This window comes from Paenibacillus thalictri, assembly GCF_004307995.1.
Taxonomy (GTDB): domain Bacteria; phylum Bacillota; class Bacilli; order Paenibacillales; family NBRC-103111; genus Paenibacillus_AF; species Paenibacillus_AF thalictri.
In genome coordinates, this window is the sequence record NZ_SIRE01000010.1 from 119,270 (window position 1) to 138,050 (window position 18,781).

Below are 18,781 nucleotides of genomic sequence, written 5' to 3' on the forward strand. Positions count from 1 at the left end.
TCTCCTTTTCAACGACAAGGTTCGATCATTTTCTCCATAAGTTTCTTCTTCAATCGTTTGGCTAATCGATCGCTTCTTCGAAGGTGTCTTCTGTTTTACCTCGCCCGATAACACGTATTATACCCGGTTCCCATTCTTCGTTTATATGGATTAAATTGATGCTGGGAAAAGCTGCACGTCAATCACATCCTAGTTCAAATCATGACTCCAAACTTGCGAATTGAAATTTTATTTGCTCAAACTGTAACATTTTGGCGTTTCATGCGTTAAGAGTTAGGTAACCCTTGAAATTGAAATCAACGGAGGAGCCATGTCCAAATCGCTGCTTATCCTGCTGACCGGGGATGTTCGCTTGCTTGACCCGCTGCTTCAGGAGCAATTGTACAAGCAATTTTACCAGTTGCTTTATCCCTCCGTGATGTATATGCTCAGAGATCATCCGTCCACGGAGGATGTTATCCAGGAATCATTTTTAAATATTATTCGCAAATGTCCGCATGAGGTGGAGGAATGCAAGCTGATTCCGTGGCTTCGCACCATTGCGCGGAATACCTCAATCAGTTATTTGAGAAAAAATCAAAAAAAACGTGACGAACTGCTTCCGGCCGACGTCTTTATAGATAATACCTTATTAACGGGTAAAGGGGACCCGTATTCGACCGAATCGGAAGTGGAAGCCAAGTTACTGAAGGAAGCGATTATCCGGTATATCCGGCAGTTAAAACCCATATACCGGCATGTTCTGCAAATGAGATGGCTGGAGCAGCTGAGTTATAAAGAAATGGCGGCGCGCCTTGGCGTTTCCGAAGAACACGTAAGGACGGCGCTGCACAGATCCAGGGAAGCGGTCAAACGCAAAGTCGAGCAGGAATGGAAGGTGGGTGGTCCATGAGTAATGACCGGTTTGACGAAACGTTTGATCGGTTGTGGGAGCGCGCCTTACAGGACAGTGAGGAAGGCGCGTTGCCCCCTGTGCCGGCTCCTGAGATTTCATGGCTTCGAATGCGCGAGAAATTGGAGCGTGAACGGCGTTTGCGGAAATGGCGCCGTACGTTCAAGTGGGCCGCGGTGACTGCGGCTTCGTTAGGTTTGGGGGCGGTTCTGTTTCATTCATTGCAAACGACCGAAGCGTTTCGTTCCATGTACGAGATGGTTTATAAAAAGAAAGGAACCTCCGTCAGCATACATGCCGGCAGCACCTATCAGCCGGATCCAAGCAAGGCGTTGACACCGCCGCCGCCCCCGGATGACGGGCCGCCTCCACCGCCGGAGGACAATCACGATCTGCCTGATGAAGGCGCGTTTCGCCGTGTGACCGTCACACTGGAGCAAGCGTACCGGGAAGCTCAATTTTCAATGCCTGTCCTCGGTTACTTGCCTGAAGGTTATGAATTGAAGGAAGCCGTCGTTCATTATTCCATGGGGGAAACCAAAGGGAGTGCGGTTCGGCTGATTTATGAAGATCAGGGCAGCGGGAAGCAGTTAAAAGTGCTTTTTCGGAAACGCGCATTCAGCAGCATAGGGAATATGCCGGATGGCCAGCGGGCGAAATCGGATAATAAGAGCGGAATCCAAACGCTGGAATGGAACGATAACGATATCAATATTTACTTGCAAGGGGAAATCAGCGGTCAGGATCTCGAGAAGCTGGCGAGCGGATTGTCAAGACCGTAAGTAGACGCGGGTGCGGGTGATAAATAAGAATGGAATCCAATTGGCTGCTACTCTTTAAGGGGAACGTCATATTGCAGAAAATAGCGGTGCAGCGGGCTTTGTTTGAGCATTATGTTCGGACCGTCGGGTGCGTCGAACCTCTGAAAGCTCTTGAACCGAATGATTGCCGGCAGGTGCTGGTGTCTGCTTTTATGGAAGCAACTGCAGCCAGCTATAAGGACAAAGGGCCGGAAGAAATCGCGGAACTGCTGCGGATGAAGGTAAGGCTGTGGGCGGAAGCCAAACGGGTTTCCGTTCTCCGCGGCCAAGCGGATCTTGAATCGTCGCAAGGGATGGAAGGTGTGGACATTGCCCAGGCTTGGGACGAAACATCGGCTTTACTGAGCAAAAAGCGGAAAATTCACAGCCTTATCCGAAAAACGGGCGTAATCGCAATGATTACATTTATTTTGTTGGTTGGCGGCATTGTGTTCGGAGTTCTTGTTCCGGGCCAAGGGTCGTTCTCCGCTCCGGGCAATAATGCGGTAGTCCTTGCCTCTCAAAATGAAAATGAAAGCAATACCGGGGTAATCGGTGAATTAAAGGCCGTCCAGGTCACCGAAAACGAACTTAAGCAATATACCAGCTTTATCGCATTAGTTCCCGGTTACTTGCCGGCCGGATACCGGTTAGACGAAGCCGCGGTATGGCTGCATGAAGGACAAAGCAAAGCGGATCATGCCCTTCTGACTTATATCAATGATCAAGAGCATCTTTTGCGTGTCACGTTATATAAAATGCCGGAATATGGAAATATTTCGACCGGTGTCAACATGCCGCAAAAAACGGAAGAAGTGTTCGTTCGCGGCAGCAAAGCCGTGTATATTACGACCCAGGACGATTTTTTCATGTTTAACTGGCTGGAAAATGGGACTTATATTAGCATAACCGGAAGACAACTTACGGATGAAGAGGTTGTCAAAATGGCCAAAGGCATGAAATAACGGCTACTTTTTAGTCATTCTCATCATATCGGAAACGGTAACGAACCGGTAACCCTGTTCCTTAAGGGCGGGAAGGATGATTTTTAACGCTTCTACCGTTTGCCGGCAGTCTCCCTCCAAATCGTGAAATAAGATGATATCTCCGTTATGGACGTTGTTTAACACCGTATTGACGATTTTTTGCACACCCGGCTTCTTCCAATCTTTCGTGTCCTGATACCATGACCACATGACCACCGTAAAGTGATCTTCCCGGGCCAAGTCGATTAAGGCATCGTTATAGAATCCCCCGGGTGGCCGAAATACGTGCGGAATTTGCTCGGTGATATCGAAAATTACATCTTGGGTTTGCCGGATTTCTTCCTTTAGCTTTTCAGGCGATACATTTTTGAGAAAATGATGGTCAAATGTGTGATTGGCAATTTCATGGCCTTCATTTACCTCGCGAATCGCGATTTGCGGATAAGCTTGCACTTTTTTGCCAAGCACAAAAAAGGTCGCTTTCGCTTGATATTGCTGCAAAATATCGAGAATTTGCGGAGTGTACACCGGATTGGGACCGTCATCGAACGTGAGAGCGATCAATTTCTGATCCGTTTCCACATTCCAAACGACCTCGCTTTGCGGCGCCGCGGCGGTTAACGGCATCCAGCCGAGGCAGCCGAGCAGAAGAACGGCAATGACACACGTCATTTTTAGGTTCAAACGGATTCCACCTCCGGGAAATGCGTATAGGAATGACTGTATTGGTTTCCCCTATATAGGCCAAATGCATTCCTGGAGATTGTGTAAAAAAATAACGTTCCAAATTGAAAAGTCAATTTGGAACGTTATTTCCCGGAGTACTTATGTTGGATTTCGGGGGAATCCTACTGTTTCATCAGATATACTTTCACATTCTGAACGCCAAAAGATAAAGCTTGTTTTCGGTTGCCGGGCACAAAAATATCGATTTTGTTGCCTTTTATGGAACCGCCGATATCGGCGGCTTTGGCGACCATTCCGCCTTCCGGCAAACCGTCGTAATTATACCCTTCGATATAAACGAGGGAGCCCAACGGGATGATTGACGGATCCACGGAAATGGTGCCGACTTCCAGCGGGTTGCCGAAGTAATCAAGCGCTGCGTGGCTGCCGTTCTCAGCAGCCGAAGCGGTATAAGCGGTTGCCCGCATATCCAGCGTCTTTTCATACTTTTGCGCGTACCAAGCCGGAGCGTGGTATTGGCCGTCTTCGTTCATAATCGCAATGCGGTTATCCGCATCCCATTGCAGCCGGATGCCAAGAGCGTCGGAGATAAACCGGAAAGGTACGTATACACGTCCTTGCTTATAATTCGCGCCGGTATCCATATTCACTTTCTGGCCGTTCACGAGCGCAACGGATTGACCTGTAGTCAATGTGATGTTTTTTTGTTTGCCTGCAATCGTCAGTTTGTACTGTTCTCCTGCCTTCTGCCAATCCAAGGAGAGTCCGAGCTTGTCCGTCAAATAACGGACCGGTACCTGCAGCCGGTTTTCTTCGTCTACATAAGGTCCCGCGTCATAGAATTGCACTAGCTCGTCGTTGATTTGTACTTTGACATTATCCTCTTGCGAGGGAGCGGCCTGCGTCTCTACCGTGGCTGTCATAAGCAAAGAGACCATGGCAGCTGCAAGCAGCATGGTGTGAGTAAATTTTTTCAAAACGTACCTCCTATAGCCTCCGAGGTTAGTTGACGGGTTCGGGAAGAGGTTTTCCCTAGTTTGACAAGTCGCACATTCACCCCATGTAAAAGCGTCCCCCGTACCAATACGTGATCCGTATTGGATTCGACACTTGTTTAAAGGTATCACATCCTCCAATTTGGGGGCAATGTATAAAATGTGCCAGGAACTGGGACATATCTCCAATGCGAAATATAAATCGACAAACAAGCGGCCAAAGGCTTATTTGATCTGATAAAAACGGCGCGAAAAAGCGCATTTCTTTAAAAAGAAAACTCCAATTGCACGGGAGTGGCTGCATTTTCCAAATCCGCTGGACGGTTGTTTTGGCTGTATGGAACATGGGCGGTTAATCCCGATTGCTGGAGCAGCGAATCGATCATTTGGTGTTTGTTATTGCGGTATTCTCCCGGTAATCGTCCGCTTTCCGCGTACCAGCGCGCATACAATGAAACCAACTCAGGATAACATTGCTGCAGATTTTGAAAAAACCATACCTTCACCGCACGAGTGCTCAATCTTAAATAACTCGCCATCACAAACCGGGGGTTATATGTTGCGGCTTCCTGTATAAAGGCCTGCAAAGTGCTTTCGGAATCGGTAATCCCGGGCAGTATGGGGGCCATAAATATTCCCGCTTGAATGCCGTCTTCGACTAAAGTGCCCAATGTCTTGAACCGCTGCGAGGGCGAGGGGGTAAACGGTTCGAAGTTTCTCCACACGGATGAATCCAAGGTGCTGATGCTGAGATTGACCGTAGCGTCGGGAATTTGCTTTAGAAGATCCAGATCCCGCAGCACCAGGGGAGAGCGGGTTGTCACGCTGACGGGTACGCCGTAACAGGCGAACAGTTCCAGACAGCGGCGGGTAACCCGTTCTTTGCTTTCGATAGGCTGGTACGGATCGGTCGCCGTGCCGATCGCGACTTTGCCCAGCTTGGCAAGCCCGCCCTTGGAACGGATCAGCTTGGCAAGCTGTTGTTCCAGCGCGTCAGGGGCATTTTCCTTTATAAAAATATGGCGCTGAAACGTGTCGTCCGTATCCATACCCATAAAGAAGTGGGTGGAGCGGGCATAACAGAAACTGCACCCGTGCTGGCAGCCGCGGTACGGGTTAAGCGACCAGGAAAACGGCATGGAAGGCGCATTCACGGGATTCAGCGCCTGCTTGGAGCGTATCGGTTCGAACGTGACCTGTTTTGTCATAGGTTAACCTCTTTAAAGGGATTTGAAATAGGAATATATGTTCGTATTTTTATTTTAATAAATATTTATTTTTCATGCAAGCGCGATGCAAGGAAACGAATAAATTTTGCTGAATGCTGTAACTTTTTCGTAACTCGCATCGTCTATATGTTTGTTATACTTATCCAATACAGGAAGCATCGTACCAGTGGGAGGAGAAAGGAATGGCGAGATGGTTCGGCAAAAACAAAGAGAGCAGCCAACCGGACCGGGAAGGAGATACTGCGCTAACCAGCGGCGGGAACACGGTTTTGCAGCCGGAAACGGAAGAAAGCATGCCGATTTTGTCTGTGCGTGGCGTAGAGCGTTCGTTCCAAGTGGGGAGAGATCGGTTGCACGTATTAAAAGGAATCAACTTCTCGATGTACCCGAAGGAGCTGGTGATGTTAAAAGGCCGCTCCGGATCGGGCAAAACGACGCTGATGAACTTGATCGGCGGACTTGATACGCCCAGCAGCGGGGAAATCAAGTTTAAGGAGCATTTATTTCACCGCTGCAGTGACGATGAACGAACGGTCATCCGGCGCAAGGAGATTGGTTTTATATTTCAGTCTTTCGCGTTGATGCCATTGTTGTCCGCATACGAGAACGTTGAACTTTCCTTGCGGATGGCCGGAGTGCCCAAATCGCAGTGGAAGGCCCGCGCGGCATATTGTTTGGAACTGGTCGGTTTGACCAAACGGATGCATCACCGTCCGTTCGAGTTGTCGGGCGGAGAACAGCAGCGCGTTGCCATCGCCAAAGCGGTCGCGCATCGTCCGTCGCTCATATTGGCCGACGAGCCTACCGCGGAGCTGGATTCTCAAATGGGGGCGCAAGTGATGTCCGTATTTCGCAATATTATAGCGGATGAGCACATTTCCATTTGTATGACCACACACGATACTACAATAATGGAGGTTGCCGACCGTGTCTTCGAAATGGTGGATGGAACATTTTTGGCAGGTTAGACGACCGGCCAGACCCGTCATGATTTTATGTGCGGCGGCGGTGCTGCTGACCGCTAACGGGTGCTCCTTGCTTCCAAAGGAAGAGATGGAGGAGACGCTTCCGACTGTAAATCCGCCCAAGCTTTCCAAGAAACCCGAATATACCGTCAAAACGGATACGCTCGAAACGAAGGTGCGGGGCTCCGGACGGCTGATGGCGACTAAAGAGGAAGATTTGTATTTTACGGACGATACGAACAAACGTCTGAAGGAAATTTATGTGAAAACCGGCGATACTGTGGAGCAAGGACAGATGATTGCCGAGCTCGATGTATCTGATCAGGAAACCCAATTAAAGCAGAAGCGCCTGCAGCTGCGCAAAGACGAATTGCAGATGATCGAGACGCTGCGCAAAGCCGATGAGATGAGCGCCGAACAGCTGGAGCAGGCGAAAATCGATTTTGAGCTTAAACGCGAAGATATGCTGAAGTTGGAAGATACGGTCACGAAGGCGAAGCTGAAGGCGCCTTTCTCCGGCACCGTCGTTTCCGTCTATATGAAAAAAGGCGATACCGTCAAAGCGTACGACGCGGTTGCCGTCGTTGCCGACCTGAACCAGCTGACGGTGGCGGCTTCGATCAACAACCAGGACGATTTGAAGAAAATTGCTGTAGGCATGGAGACTATCGTCGATATTAACGGGTCGGGACAACACAAGGGTAAAGTGCTGCAGCTGCCCAACCCGAAGCAAACGGCAAATTCCCAAGGCGGCGGATTTGGTTCGGGTCCGAACGGACAACAGAACCAGCCGGATTCGATCGACAATTACTTGCTTGTGCAGTTGAACGAATTTCCTCAAGGACTCAACCGCGGAACGCCGTTAAGCGTCTCCGTCATTCTCTCGCGCAAAGAAAATGCGGTGATGATCCCGAATGCGGCGCTGCGCTCCTATTCGGGACGCAATTATGTACAACTCATTGACGATAAAGGCAACAAACGGGAGGTCGATGTGGAAATCGGCCAGCAGACGCCGACGGATGTGGAAATTGTCAAAGGGCTGACCCCGGGGCAGAAAGTAGTAGGCCGCTAATATGAAACTGCCGTTGCTGCGGTTTTTGCGCCGCAAAATGTGGAATACGAGATGGCTCACTGCCAGCACGCTGCTTGGTCTGATTATGGCGGTTGCGTTTACGACAAGCATTCCGATGTATGCGGACGGCTCGCTCAAAAGGGTTGTTGCCGGTTCGCTGCAGGAAAAAAGCGGCGGTTTTCCGGCAGGCTCCGTGCTGCTGCGCTACCAGGCGGCCGGCAGCGATAAAGCGGATCTGGAAGCGCTGGCCGACGTCGACGGATACATACACGAAGATTTGCCTGCAAGCATCGGTTTCCCATTCAGCATTTATGTTCGCACTTATTCGATTCGCGGCAGCCAGATCTCGCCGGAGGATCCTTCCAAAGTGGACCCCAGCAAGCGACGGCAGATGACCATCGTGGCGCAGCCCGATTTAAACGAGCATATCGAGCTGGCGAACGGCCAGCTGCCGTCGGATAAATTGCAGAACGGCATCGTCGAAGCGATTATCCATGAAGAAGCGATGTACCGGGGAGACATTCATGTCGGTGATGTTTTTAACTATCCGATTACCGGTGGACTTGGCATCGCCCCGCTGCGGGTGAAGGTGGTCGGGACGTTTAAGGAAAAGCAGGATGCGGACCTGTATTGGTACCAAGGGATGGAAAGTGTGCTTGGCCAGTTTTACGTAAACGATGCGCTGTTTAACGATTACATATTAAAGCAAAAGAAAATTCCGCTTAATTTGGCCAATTGGTATTACGCGTTTGATTTGAAAGATATTCAGACGAGTCAGATCTCTTCTTTGGAGAATAAGCTGGAGCGGCTCGATATCGTCTTATTTCAGAAACTGAAAAATACGAAAGTCGACGTTTCGTTTTTGCCTATGCTGGGAGAGTTTAAGACCCAAAGCATCCAGCTGCAAATTTTGCTGTTTACGCTGGCTGCGCCGATGATCGCCATGGTTTTTTATTATATCGTCATGAATGCGCGCCAGTCGCTCGAACGGCAGCGAAGCGTTATCGCCGTACTGCGGAGCCGCGGAGGCAGCACCCGGCAAATCATCTGGATTTATTTGCTGGAGGGCATCATACTCGGCGGTATTGCACTGTTGGTCGGACCGCTGCTTGGCTGGTTTATGGCCAAAAGCATCGGTTCCTCCAGCGGATTTCTGACCTTCGTCGACCGCAAGGCGGTCCCTGTCGGCATGTCGGCGGAATCGCTGCTGTACGGAGTAGCCGCCGTTGTGATTGCGCTGCTGGCCAGCATTATTCCAGCCATCGTATATGCCAGAGCTTCCATCGTCGATTACAAAAAGCAGCTCGCCCGCTCGGACCGGACTCCGGTGTGGCAGCGCTGGTATTTGGACATCGCGCTGCTTGGAGTGGTCGGTTACGGCTATTATTTGTTCGACCAACGTCAAGTGCTGTCGGTCAAAACAGGGCTGACCAGCGACCAGCTGCAAGTGCATCCGCTGTTGTTTTTTGTGCCGGCCTTGTCGATTATTGCGCTGGGACTGTTTTTTCTGCGCATTTTTCCATGGCTTTTAAAGTTCGGCAATTGGCTTAGCAGACGTTTTGTGCCGGTGCCCGTTTATTTGACGCTGACGCAGCTGTCCCGTTCGTCCAAAGCGTATTATCCGCTTATGCTGCTGCTTATTTTGACGCTGGGACTTGGGGTGTACAATTCGTCGGCGGCGCGGACGATCGATTTGAACTCGACGGAACGCACGTTATATCAATACGGCACGGATGTCATTATTCAGACGGTGTGGGAAGGGTTCTCGGACGATTTGCCGGATCCTAACGCTTCGCCTCAAGACGGTTCCGGAGGCAATGGCTCCGGAGGAAACAGTTCGGGCGCCGGCGGTGCCGGAGCGGGTTCCGGGGCAGGAAGCGGCGCTCCCGGGGGAGCCGGGGGACCGGGCGGTCAAGGAGAAGGCCCGCCACCCAAGCTGCGTTACGTAGAGCCGCCTTTTCAAGTGTTCCGCGAGCTGCCGGGGGTGACTCAGGCGGCACGGGTGCTGAAAACAAAAGGCAACGTCGTAGCCGGGGGCAAAACGCTTGGCCAAGGCATGGTACTGGGTATCGACAATGTCGATTTTGCCAAAGTAGGCTGGTTCCGGAGAGATTTATTTAAAGCACATCCGAACCAATATTTGAATTTGCTTGGCACTTACGAGCAAGCGGTAATTGTTCCGACCTCGTTCGCCCAGAAATATCAAATTAAAGAAGGCGACTTAATCAATATTACGGTGGCCCAGCAGCAGCTTGAATTCGTTGTTGTGGCGACAGTGCCGTATTGGCCAAGTCAATATCCGGATCAGACGCCTTTTTTCATCACCAATTTGGAATATATATACGATCAGGCTTCCATCGTTCCTTATGAAGTATGGCTGAAAATGGACGAAGGCGCTAAAGTAACGCCGATTGTCGAGGCGCTGGCCGCCAAAAACATGCAAATTGCAAGCGTGCAGGATGTGCGCAACGAACTGATTACGCAGAAGAAACATCCGTCCAGAGGCGGCGTATTTGGTATCCTCAGCCTTGGTTTTCTTGTGTCCGTCATCGTGTCGCTGATCGGCTACGTGTTGTACTGGTTCTTCAACTTGTCCAGCCGTGTCGTGCAGTTTGGCGTATTGCGGGCCATGGGACTGTCGCGGAGACAGCTGACCGGCATGCTGCTGCTGGAGCAGATTTCTACCGCGGGTCTGTCGATTGCGCTGGGCATCGGCATCGGCAAACTGACGAGTTATTTGTTCCTGCCGTTTCTGCAAACGACGGAAAACGTCAAAACCCAGGTACCGCCGTTCAGGGTCGTATTTAATGCCCGCGATACGGATCAGCTGTATATTGTCGTCGGATTTATGATGTTGACCGGGGCTGCGCTGTTGTTCCTGCATATCCGCCGGCTGCGCGTGCATCAGGCCGTCAAACTGGGAGAGGAGAAGTGATGACCTGTGATTACATGCGAAGGTTTGGTCAAAATTTATAAAACCGACGAAATCGAGGTTGTCGCTTTGCAGGGGCTTAATATCTCCGTTGCTGCCGGGGAAATGATGGCGATTATCGGCAACAGCGGCAGCGGCAAATCGACGCTGCTGAATATTTTGGGCGGTTTGGACCGCCCGTCGGCAGGTTCGGTGCAGGTAGGCGAATGGGATTTGCTGAAAATCACCGACGAACAGCTCGTACAATATAAGCGCAATACGGTCGGTTTTATATGGCAAAACAATGCGCGCAACTTGATTTCTTATTTATCGGCGCTTGAGAACGTGGAAACCCCGATGATGCTGAGCGGACAATACGATCGCGCTTATGCGCTGCAGCTGCTTGAATGGGTCGGGCTGAAGGAACGCATTCACAACAAGCTGCATCAGCTCTCAGGGGGCGAGCAGCAGCGGGTGGCGATCGCGATTGCGCTGGCGAACCGTCCGCAGATGCTGCTCGCCGACGAACCAACCGGTTCGGTCGATACGAAAACGTCCGATATGATTATGGATATATTCCGCAAGCTCAACCGCGAGCTTGGCGTGACGATCGTCATTGTTACGCACGATTTGTCGCTGGCCAGCAAGGTGGACCGTGTCATTGCCATCCGCGACGGGATGACAAGCACGGAATTCGTCAAGCGCAACCCGAATCTGGATGCGGCGGCTTCCGACGAACAATCGATTCAGGACGTTCACGAGGAATATGTCGTGCTCGACAAAGCGGGAAGACTGCAAATACCGAAGGCTTATTTGCAGGCGCTGGGGATTGATACGAAAGCTTCCATGGAGTTCGACGGTGAAACGATTATGATCCGTCCGCCTAAGAAGCTCGCCAAATGAGCAATCAAATAAATATAAAGAAATATATAAGTGCAACCAAAAGTCTGGAGCGGGCAAGACCATCCTTTTACGGAATGGAACGGTCCCTCCAAGGCTTGGGTTCAACTTATAAAAAATGGGAGGAACCTGCATTGAAACGATGGATAAAGAGGGCTGTACCGCTCACGCTGGCCGTTGGCATGACCATACCGGTGCTTGCCGCATGCAGCAAAAATCAAGGTTCGGACGATTCTAAGAAAGAACGTGTGCTGCGTATCGCCTCCAGCATGGGTTATGGAGACGATGAATATTTCCGCCAGCAGTTTACCGAAATATTCGAGTTCGCCAACCCGAACATTAAGATCGAAATCATCCCGACGATGGATGAGAAATACCGCTATGGGTATGCCAGACCGAACCCCGGCGAGAAGCCGGAAGATCCGATGGAAAATTTGAAAAAGGCGATGGAAGGCGATAACCCGCCTGACGTGATCCTCACCAACTACGAGCAGCTAAACGATTTGGTGTCCAGCAATATGCTGACCCAGCTTGATGCGCTGATCGCCAAGGACAAATTCGATACGACGGACATCGTGCCCGCTGTAATCGACGGCTTAAAAAAGCAAGGAGACGGCAAGCTGTTCGCATTGGCCCCGACATTCAGCTCCTCCGCACTGATTTATAATAAAAAAATGTTCGACGATGCCGGCGCACCTTACCCCAAAGACGGCATGACTTGGGAAGAAACGTTTGAACTGGCCAGAAGAGTGGCAAAAGGCGACGGAGACAACCGCAAATACGGATTTTCCTTCAACACGTATTCCGGCGGGGATTTGTTCTATTCGATGGATATGTATACGGCTCCGCTGCAGCTCACTTTGTTTGACGACAAAGGCGAGAAAATGACGGTCGATTCCGATCAATGGGAAAAGATTTGGAAGACGATGCTCCAGCTCAACAACGATAAAATTATTCCGGCGCCGCAAGACCAAAGCAAGATGAGAGAACGGATGATGAATCCGAACGGAGAGGACTTTAATCCGTTCCAGCATGACGACTTCTTATCGAGCCGGGTGGCGATGTCGATCATTAACTACGGACAGCTCGACCAAATCATCAACGCCAACAAAAGCGCGCAAAACATTAAAGGCTTTACGCCGATCGATTGGAATGTCGTAACGGTTCCGACTCACCCGGAAGCTCCTAATGTCGGAGGTTATATCGGGATGAACGGCATTATGGGCATTAACGCGAAAGCGCAAAATGCCGAAGATGCATGGAAATTTATCAAGTTCATCAACGGCGAAGAGTGGGCCAAATTAAAAGCAAGAAGCTCGTACCAGCTCGTAGCCCGGAAAAAGTTTTTGAAGCCAAAAGAAGGCATCGAATTTAACATGGACGCGTTCACGAAGCTGATTCCGGTCAGCCGCCAGGACGACTATAAATTATATCGCGAGAAACCGAACATTTACCAAGTCCGCGATATCGGACGTAATTTATTCCAGGATGTCGTGCAGGGCAAAACGCAAATCCGCGATGCTTTAAAACAGTGGCAGTCGCAAGGAGATGCCGCGCTGCAGCAGATGAAAGACAACCCGACCGCCCCGATTAATATCGGAGGAGCGACCTCGACCCAAGCGATTATGAGATAATAGAAAGGAGCCGGCATCATGCACCGAACACGAACGAGGCTTCTTGTATTGCTGCTGGGGATTGCGCTGATGATCGGCGCAATTCCTCCGGCTTATGCCGACGGCGGCGCAGCGTCTGGAACGGATGACGGCGGCATACCGACGCTGGGCACCGTGAACATTACGGACAACAGCTACTTCGAGCTGAGAGATTTAAACATTTTGCACGATCAGGGCGGTAAAAATGTGGCTTTTACCGTTACGATTCATAACAACGATGCCGCCGATCTGATGTTTATCGATTATTGGGTCCATTTGCTGACCAAATCGGGCAATCAGATTTCGGTACGCATGCTGCCGAAAGATAAGGATAAAAACCGGGTCACGCCAAAGGCAACGATGGATATCGGTTTTTATGCAACGGTTAACGAAGAAACCGAGCTTTCGGATCTTGTGTTTCAATTTATCAAATGGGATTTCAGCTTGCCGAGCTTTGAGCGCAAAATCGGCGAAATCAGCGTACCCGACAGCTACTCCGTCGTTACCCCGGCGGGCAGCTCGCGTATCGTCAAGATGAATGGCATTCCGATGAAAACAAGCATCAAAAAGCTGCTGGTCAGCAAAAACGAAAAAGACTACAACGCGACGGTTATTGTCATTATGCAAAATGTCGGCAATAAAAGCATTGCGATTCCGGCGTATCAGTTCGCGCTGCGGACAAGCGAAGGTTATCTGTACCCGCTGGATGCCAAAAACATCAAAGATTTGACGATCAATCCGCAGGTCGACAAAGAAATCGAAATGTCCGGCACAATCCCGATCGCCGTTCAGCCTAACGATTGGCAGCTGGTGGTAGTGGAAAACGTGGCCGATTTAAAAATGAACCTTGGCGTAGCTTATTATGAGCTGCCTGCCGTATCGCAAACGGACGGGGGAGACATAGGCAAAGAGTACAATTTTTCGACCAAAAAAGGATTGTACACCGCTAAAGTGATGACGTTTAACCGCCTGCCTTGGGAAGATCAGGACATGCTGACGGCGAATCTGGTTCTGCAGAACAAGCAAAGCGATGCGCTGCCGATTCCCGCTCTGACCGGATATTTCGAACTCGACGATGCGGTTAATGTAGAAGCCAAGCTGATCCAAACGGATAAAATCATTGGGCTTCCTGTGGGAAGCGAAGCGAATTACCAGTTCATCGGTAAGATGCCTTATACTTATACATTTTCCAAGGTGAAGCTGGTGCTTCAGGAAAAGGAAAGCGACACGGTCATCAACGATTTGCTCGAATTTACGGGCAGCTCCGAGCTGATGAATATGCCTTACAATAATGTAGGGGAGACCTTCGTGTCTTCTCATCTGGGACGCAGCGCGGGTTACCAGGTACGCAGCGTGCAGACGCTGCAGGGCGATACGACGGACACGCTGCTGGCGCAGCTGGAGGTAGCGAACCTTGAAAAACGGTACACCGGTGTCACCCGGCTGATCGCTCAATTTAAAGCGCCGGACGGTTCGATTTATCCGGCGGCCGTCACCAATATCCAGAACAAAGTAAAACCGGGCGGCAAAGCGCTGTTGTTTGTTTCGGCCAACGTGCCTAAAGGCGTATCGCCTTCAGGTATGCATATCATTATCGGCGAAGCGATAACGGAAGGAAAACTTTCGGAGAAAGACGCCGTGCCCGACGGATACATCAACGCTTCGGCCTATTGGCTGCCGCAAGAACGCGTTGCGGTACAAGCCAATTTGACCAAGGTGGACCTGGCTCCTTATACGCTCACCGTAAACCATATTACGACTTGGCTGAAGCTGGGCGAATTAAAGCTCACCTTCAATTATGAGCTGACTAAAGATGCGCTTGTCGAAACAAATACCGAAGGCCGCAAGCTTGTGTTTACGTTTGACGACGAGAAAGGAAATAAGACGTTTACACGCGAATTTGATTTCAAAGATTTTGATGGAGCCAAGCCAAACGACGGTACCAAAGATACGAAAATTCGTCTTGGCAAAACGGACGGTTTTGAAATTATCGAAACCGACCAAGATCTTATTTTCAAGCTGGAAACGTTAAAAACATACCGCTTGAGCGTATATGACTCATTCCAAGGGCAGAAAAAACTGCTCGCCTCGCAAAAAATCGACTGGTTTACGACGACAGACTAATCGGCAGCGTAGCATGAAACACCGCATCTCTTGTAGGGGAGCGGTGTTTCTGTGTCTTCCGGCGAGTTGGATTTGTGCCGGCGTTCTCCGTCTCCAGACGGAGTTTTCCGCTGCGGAAAATCAGCCCCTGGCCCGGCGCTTTCAACGGTTTGCATCAAGTACAATGACATCATGACAACCAGCATAATATGGAAAAATGAAGCGTAAATCTTCAAGGGTACATATTTCCAGCATGGCCACTTTTTAAGGGAATTGTATGTTATTATCGTTAATAAACTTATTAACTTTAATAATATGGCTGCTGAATTTTCATAGAGGAGGAATGAATCAGGCATAGGGACGAGTAATTTCATTACCCGCATACATAAGCTGCAAGGATGGAAGGAATGGATGGGAGGAACTAGGGGAGCATGTTGAAGTTAACCGATTTTTCGATGAAAAATATTGCGGCTATCATTATTTTGATCGTATTGCTTTTTGTTGGAGGGGTATTTGCCTCGTCGACATTAAAGGTGGAAAGCATGCCGGACATTTCGTTTCCGGTTGTCGTTGTGTCCACGCAATATTTGGCGCCGCCAAAAGACGTGCTGGAAGACATTACGAAGCCGCTGGAGAAGGCGATTGCCGGACTGGAAGGCATCAAGACTTTGCGTTCGACGTCCAGCGACAACATTTCGCAAATCATCATTGAGCTGGAACAAGATAAGAAACCCGACGATGTCAAAAAAGACGTCGAAAGCTTGATCGGCAACGTGAAGCTGCCGCAGAGCTCGGAGAAGCCAAAAGTGCTTACGCTTGGTTTTGCTTCCGAACCGGTATATTATTTATCGGTTTATGCCCAGAACGGCATGAACCAAGACGAGCTTGACCGGGTGTATAAAGATGTCATATTGCCCGGCTTCAATTCGCTCAAAGGGCTTGACCATGTCGACTCCGTAGGCAACCAGGAAGCGGTGCTCAACATCAAGCTGGATTTGAACGCTATGAACAATTACAACCTGACTCCGGCGCAGTTGTCGCAGCTGATTCAGGAAGGGCTTGTTTCCAGCCCTGCGGGTTCGGTTGATTTTAACGGCAATACTCAGATGGTGCGCGTCAAAGGCGACGCCAATACGATTTATGGCTTGGAAAACATGAAAATTACGACGCCGAAAGGCGATACGGTGCTGCTCAAACAGCTGGCCCGTGTGGAAGCGATCCAGGAATCCGAGTTTTATTCGCGCTTGTCCGGCAAACCGGCAATCGGCGTTAACCTGTACAAGACCAAAAGCGCTAACGCCGTTGAATTCGGCGCCGCGGCGGACCAGTTGATGGAAGGCTGGAAGAAAGATTACCCGAACATCATGTTCCATACGATTTACAACAGCGCCACGGATATCAAGCAGTCCATTCACGGCATGGTGCAGGAAGGCTCGATGGGCGCCATACTCGCTTCATTAATGATATTGCTGTTTTTACGCAACCTGCGTATGACGATTATCGTGCTTGTGTCCATTCCTTTGTCGATACTTATTACGCTGCTGGTGATGGCGCCGTTGGGCATTTCGCTTAACATTATGACCTTGGGCGGCATGGCGATTGCGATCGGGCGGGTCGTCGACGACAGTATCGTTGTGATCGAAAATATATTCAGTCAGCTGCAAAAAGCGCAGCAGCGCGATGAATCCGTTATCCGGTTTGCGACCAAACAGGTCGCAGCGGCCATCACCTCATCAACGATTACGACCGTCGGCGTATTTGGCCCTATCGCTTTTGTCAGCGGCGTCATCGGCGAAGTGTTCCGCCCCTTTGCGATAACGATCGTGTGTGCGCTGCTGTCGTCGCTGATCGTGGCGCTGACGGTCATTCCGATGCTTGCTAAGCTGATGGTGCTAAGATCAAACAAGATCGGTCATCACGACGAAAATCATACGGGAAAACTGATGCTGAAATATAAAAGCACGCTGCTGTGGTCTTTGAAAAATCCGATCAAAATGTCGCTGCTGGCGTTTGTGCTGTTTGCCGTCACCGTCATCTCGACGGTTCCGCAGCTGGCGGTGTCGTTTATGCCGGAAAGCGAATCCGACAAGCTGATGCAGTTTACGATCAAAATGCCTCGCGAAACGACAATCGAAACGTTAAACGAAAAGGTTCGGGAAATCGAGACGATGATGCTCGAAGCCAAAGATTCCGCCGGCCAGCCGGCGTTCGACTATATCGAATCGCTGATCGGTTACAACGGCGGCACGGACCGGGTTGCTTACCGGGCGAGTTTTTTCGCTGAAGCGTCCAAAGCGTCAAATGCGAAGGCGATCGCCAAGGAGTTCCAAGAAAAAATATTGTATTCGCTGCCCAAGGGTTCTGAAGCGGAAGGCGTGCTGCTGACAGGAGGACCACCTTCCGGCGGATCGGATTTCTCTTATGCACTGATCGGTGACGATATCAACTTGCTGAAAGTGGCGGCCGAGCGGGTTACGCAGAAGCTGAAGGAATTTCCGGAGCTTGTTGAAATCAAAGACGGCTTGAGCGAATCGAAAACCGAAGTGGAAATTACCGTCGACCAGAACAAAGCAAGGCTGTACGGGCTGACTTCATCACAAATTATGGGCGGCGTCCACAGCTGGATTACGAAGCTGGATGTCGGGGATCTGCGTTTCGACAACGTGTTGTATAAGACGAGAGTGGAGCTTGACCCGAAATATAAAAACTCATTGGACAAAATCGGCCAATTTACGCTCAAAACGCCAACCGGGGCAACCATTGCGCTTAATGAGGTGGCGAAAGTGCGGCAGATCGATGCGCCGGTTGCGATCAACCGAGAAGCGCAGGAACAAATCGTCAGTGTCACCGCCAATATCGACAGCAAAGATAAAGGCGGCGTCAGCAACAAGGTTGGGCAAGCGCTGAAAAGCGTCGACCTTCCAAGCGGGGTCCGCACACAGGTGAAAGGCGTTACCGACGATATTCAAAAAAGCTTTAAAGAGATGTTTATGGCAATGTTTGCTTCTATTTTTATTGTGTATCTGGTTATGGTGCTGGCTTTCGGCAATGCAAGCGCGCCGTTTGCGATTTTGTTCTCCTTGCCGCTTGCCGCGATTGGCGGCTTGCTTGGCCTGGTGTTGACGAGAGAATCGATTAACATCACGTCGCTTATCGGTTTCTTGATGTTGATTGGCGTTGTTGTTACCAATGCGATCGTATTGGTTGACCGCGTTCAACAGCTGCGCGAAAGCGGCGAGTCCATACGCGACGCTTTAGTGGAAGCGGGCATGACCCGGATGCGTCCGATCATCATGACCGCGGGTGCGACGATTATTGCCTTAATGCCGCTTGCGCTCGGACTCTCCAAAGGTACGATCATATCGAAAGGGCTGGCGGTAGTCGTGATCGGCGGCTTGACCACCTCAACGATGCTGACGCTTCTTATCGTACCGATTGCTTATGAGCTGGTCTACAAATTTAAAGACAAAATGTCGCGGCTGTTTCATAAAAAGCAAAAATCAGACCATTCCGAGGTGGATGCGGCGCCGCTTCATTAATGGAGAAATGGGCTGTCCGTTTACTGCAAATGTACGTAAGGAGAGGGAGA

13 protein-coding genes and 1 riboswitch are annotated in these 18,781 nt (G+C 50.3%); of the genes, 10 read left to right on the forward strand and 3 right to left on the reverse strand.

Going from position 1 to position 18,781, the window contains the following annotated elements:
- The first annotated feature begins 310 nt into the window (after nt 1-310).
- The 3 genes from EYB31_RS15095 (at nt 311) to EYB31_RS15105 (ending at nt 2,657) form a co-directional block, all read left to right on the forward strand.
- Nucleotides 311-892: an RNA polymerase sigma factor gene (locus tag EYB31_RS15095; protein ID WP_131014184.1), complete on the forward strand. Its 582-nt coding sequence runs from the start codon at nt 311-313 to the stop codon at nt 890-892.
- A complete protein-coding gene (locus EYB31_RS15100; RefSeq protein ID WP_131014185.1) occupies nt 889-1,674 on the forward strand; it encodes a DUF4367 domain-containing protein in 786 nt (261 codons plus the stop codon). Before EYB31_RS15095 ends, EYB31_RS15100 begins: the two co-directional genes overlap by 4 nt.
- 71 nt (nt 1,675-1,745) lie before the next feature.
- Nucleotides 1,746-2,657: a DUF4367 domain-containing protein gene (locus tag EYB31_RS15105; RefSeq protein WP_165452437.1), complete on the forward strand. Its 912-nt coding sequence runs from the start codon at nt 1,746-1,748 to the stop codon at nt 2,655-2,657.
- Between the two features lie 3 nt (nt 2,658-2,660).
- On the opposite strand, the gene EYB31_RS15110 is transcribed toward EYB31_RS15105, so the two are convergent.
- The 3 genes from EYB31_RS15110 to EYB31_RS15120 all read right to left on the reverse strand — a co-directional run bounded on the left by EYB31_RS15110 (nt 2,661) and on the right by EYB31_RS15120 (nt 5,568).
- Nucleotides 2,661-3,362: a polysaccharide deacetylase family protein gene (locus tag EYB31_RS15110; protein ID WP_240762443.1), complete on the reverse strand. Its 702-nt coding sequence runs from the start codon at nt 3,360-3,362 to the stop codon at nt 2,661-2,663.
- Between the two features lie 164 nt (nt 3,363-3,526).
- On the reverse strand, nt 3,527-4,342 hold the full coding sequence (locus tag EYB31_RS15115) for a stalk domain-containing protein (protein ID WP_240762445.1): 816 nt from the start codon (nt 4,340-4,342) through the stop codon (nt 3,527-3,529).
- Nucleotides 4,342-4,484: riboswitch (cyclic di-AMP (ydaO/yuaA leader) on the reverse strand. (Overlaps the previous gene by 1 nt.)
- Before the next feature lie 142 nt (nt 4,485-4,626).
- The gene (locus EYB31_RS15120; RefSeq protein ID WP_131014187.1) at nt 4,627-5,568 is read right to left on the reverse strand and encodes an SPL family radical SAM protein; all 942 of its coding nucleotides are present in this window, start codon (nt 5,566-5,568) and stop codon (nt 4,627-4,629) included.
- Between the two features lie 314 nt (nt 5,569-5,882).
- Here EYB31_RS15120 and EYB31_RS15125 point away from each other — a divergent pair, with 314 nt between their 5' ends.
- The 7 genes from EYB31_RS15125 to EYB31_RS15155 all read left to right on the forward strand — a co-directional run bounded on the left by EYB31_RS15125 (nt 5,883) and on the right by EYB31_RS15155 (nt 18,731).
- Nucleotides 5,883-6,557: an ABC transporter ATP-binding protein gene (locus EYB31_RS15125; protein WP_240762470.1), complete on the forward strand. Its 675-nt coding sequence runs from the start codon at nt 5,883-5,885 to the stop codon at nt 6,555-6,557.
- 19 nt (nt 6,558-6,576) lie between these two features.
- The gene (locus tag EYB31_RS15130) at nt 6,577-7,626 is read left to right on the forward strand and encodes an efflux RND transporter periplasmic adaptor subunit (RefSeq protein ID WP_240762472.1); all 1,050 of its coding nucleotides are present in this window, start codon (nt 6,577-6,579) and stop codon (nt 7,624-7,626) included.
- A 1-nt stretch (nt 7,627) separates the two neighbouring features.
- Nucleotides 7,628-10,561 (forward strand): ABC transporter permease, encoded by a 2,934-nt coding sequence (locus tag EYB31_RS15135; protein ID WP_170318235.1) that lies wholly within the window; start codon nt 7,628-7,630, stop codon nt 10,559-10,561.
- Nucleotides 10,562-10,567: 6 nt separating this feature from the next.
- A complete protein-coding gene (locus EYB31_RS15140; RefSeq protein WP_131014189.1) occupies nt 10,568-11,440 on the forward strand; it encodes an ABC transporter ATP-binding protein in 873 nt (290 codons plus the stop codon).
- 131 nt (nt 11,441-11,571) lie between these two features.
- Complete coding sequence (locus EYB31_RS15145; RefSeq protein ID WP_131014190.1) at nt 11,572-13,071, forward strand: ABC transporter substrate-binding protein; 1,500 nt, start codon at nt 11,572-11,574, stop codon at nt 13,069-13,071.
- Between the two features lie 18 nt (nt 13,072-13,089).
- Nucleotides 13,090-15,213 carry a hypothetical protein gene (locus EYB31_RS15150; protein ID WP_240762447.1) on the forward strand — a complete coding sequence of 708 codons (2,124 nt, stop codon included), beginning with the start codon at nt 13,090-13,092 and terminating at the stop codon, nt 15,211-15,213.
- Between the two features lie 410 nt (nt 15,214-15,623).
- Nucleotides 15,624-18,731 (forward strand): efflux RND transporter permease subunit, encoded by a 3,108-nt coding sequence (locus EYB31_RS15155; protein ID WP_131014192.1) that lies wholly within the window; start codon nt 15,624-15,626, stop codon nt 18,729-18,731.
- The last annotated feature ends 50 nt before the right edge of the window (nt 18,732-18,781 follow it).

What these genes read in the sequence shown, in the direction of transcription:
- EYB31_RS15095 (WP_131014184.1), top strand. Translation starts at nt 311, where the DNA reads ATGTCCAAATCGCTGCTTATCCTGCTGACCGGGGATGTTCGCTTGCTT.
- EYB31_RS15100 (WP_131014185.1), top strand. Translation starts at nt 889, where the DNA reads ATGAGTAATGACCGGTTTGACGAAACGTTTGATCGGTTGTGGGAGCGC.
- EYB31_RS15120 (WP_131014187.1), bottom strand. Translation starts at nt 5,568, where the DNA reads ATGACAAAACAGGTCACGTTCGAACCGATACGCTCCAAGCAGGCGCTG.
- EYB31_RS15125 (WP_240762470.1), top strand. Translation starts at nt 5,883, where the DNA reads ATGCCGATTTTGTCTGTGCGTGGCGTAGAGCGTTCGTTCCAAGTGGGG.
- EYB31_RS15130 (WP_240762472.1), top strand. Translation starts at nt 6,577, where the DNA reads ATGATTTTATGTGCGGCGGCGGTGCTGCTGACCGCTAACGGGTGCTCC.
- EYB31_RS15135 (WP_170318235.1), top strand. Translation starts at nt 7,628, where the DNA reads ATGAAACTGCCGTTGCTGCGGTTTTTGCGCCGCAAAATGTGGAATACG.
- EYB31_RS15150 (WP_240762447.1), top strand. Translation starts at nt 13,090, where the DNA reads ATGCACCGAACACGAACGAGGCTTCTTGTATTGCTGCTGGGGATTGCG.
- EYB31_RS15155 (WP_131014192.1), top strand. Translation starts at nt 15,624, where the DNA reads ATGTTGAAGTTAACCGATTTTTCGATGAAAAATATTGCGGCTATCATT.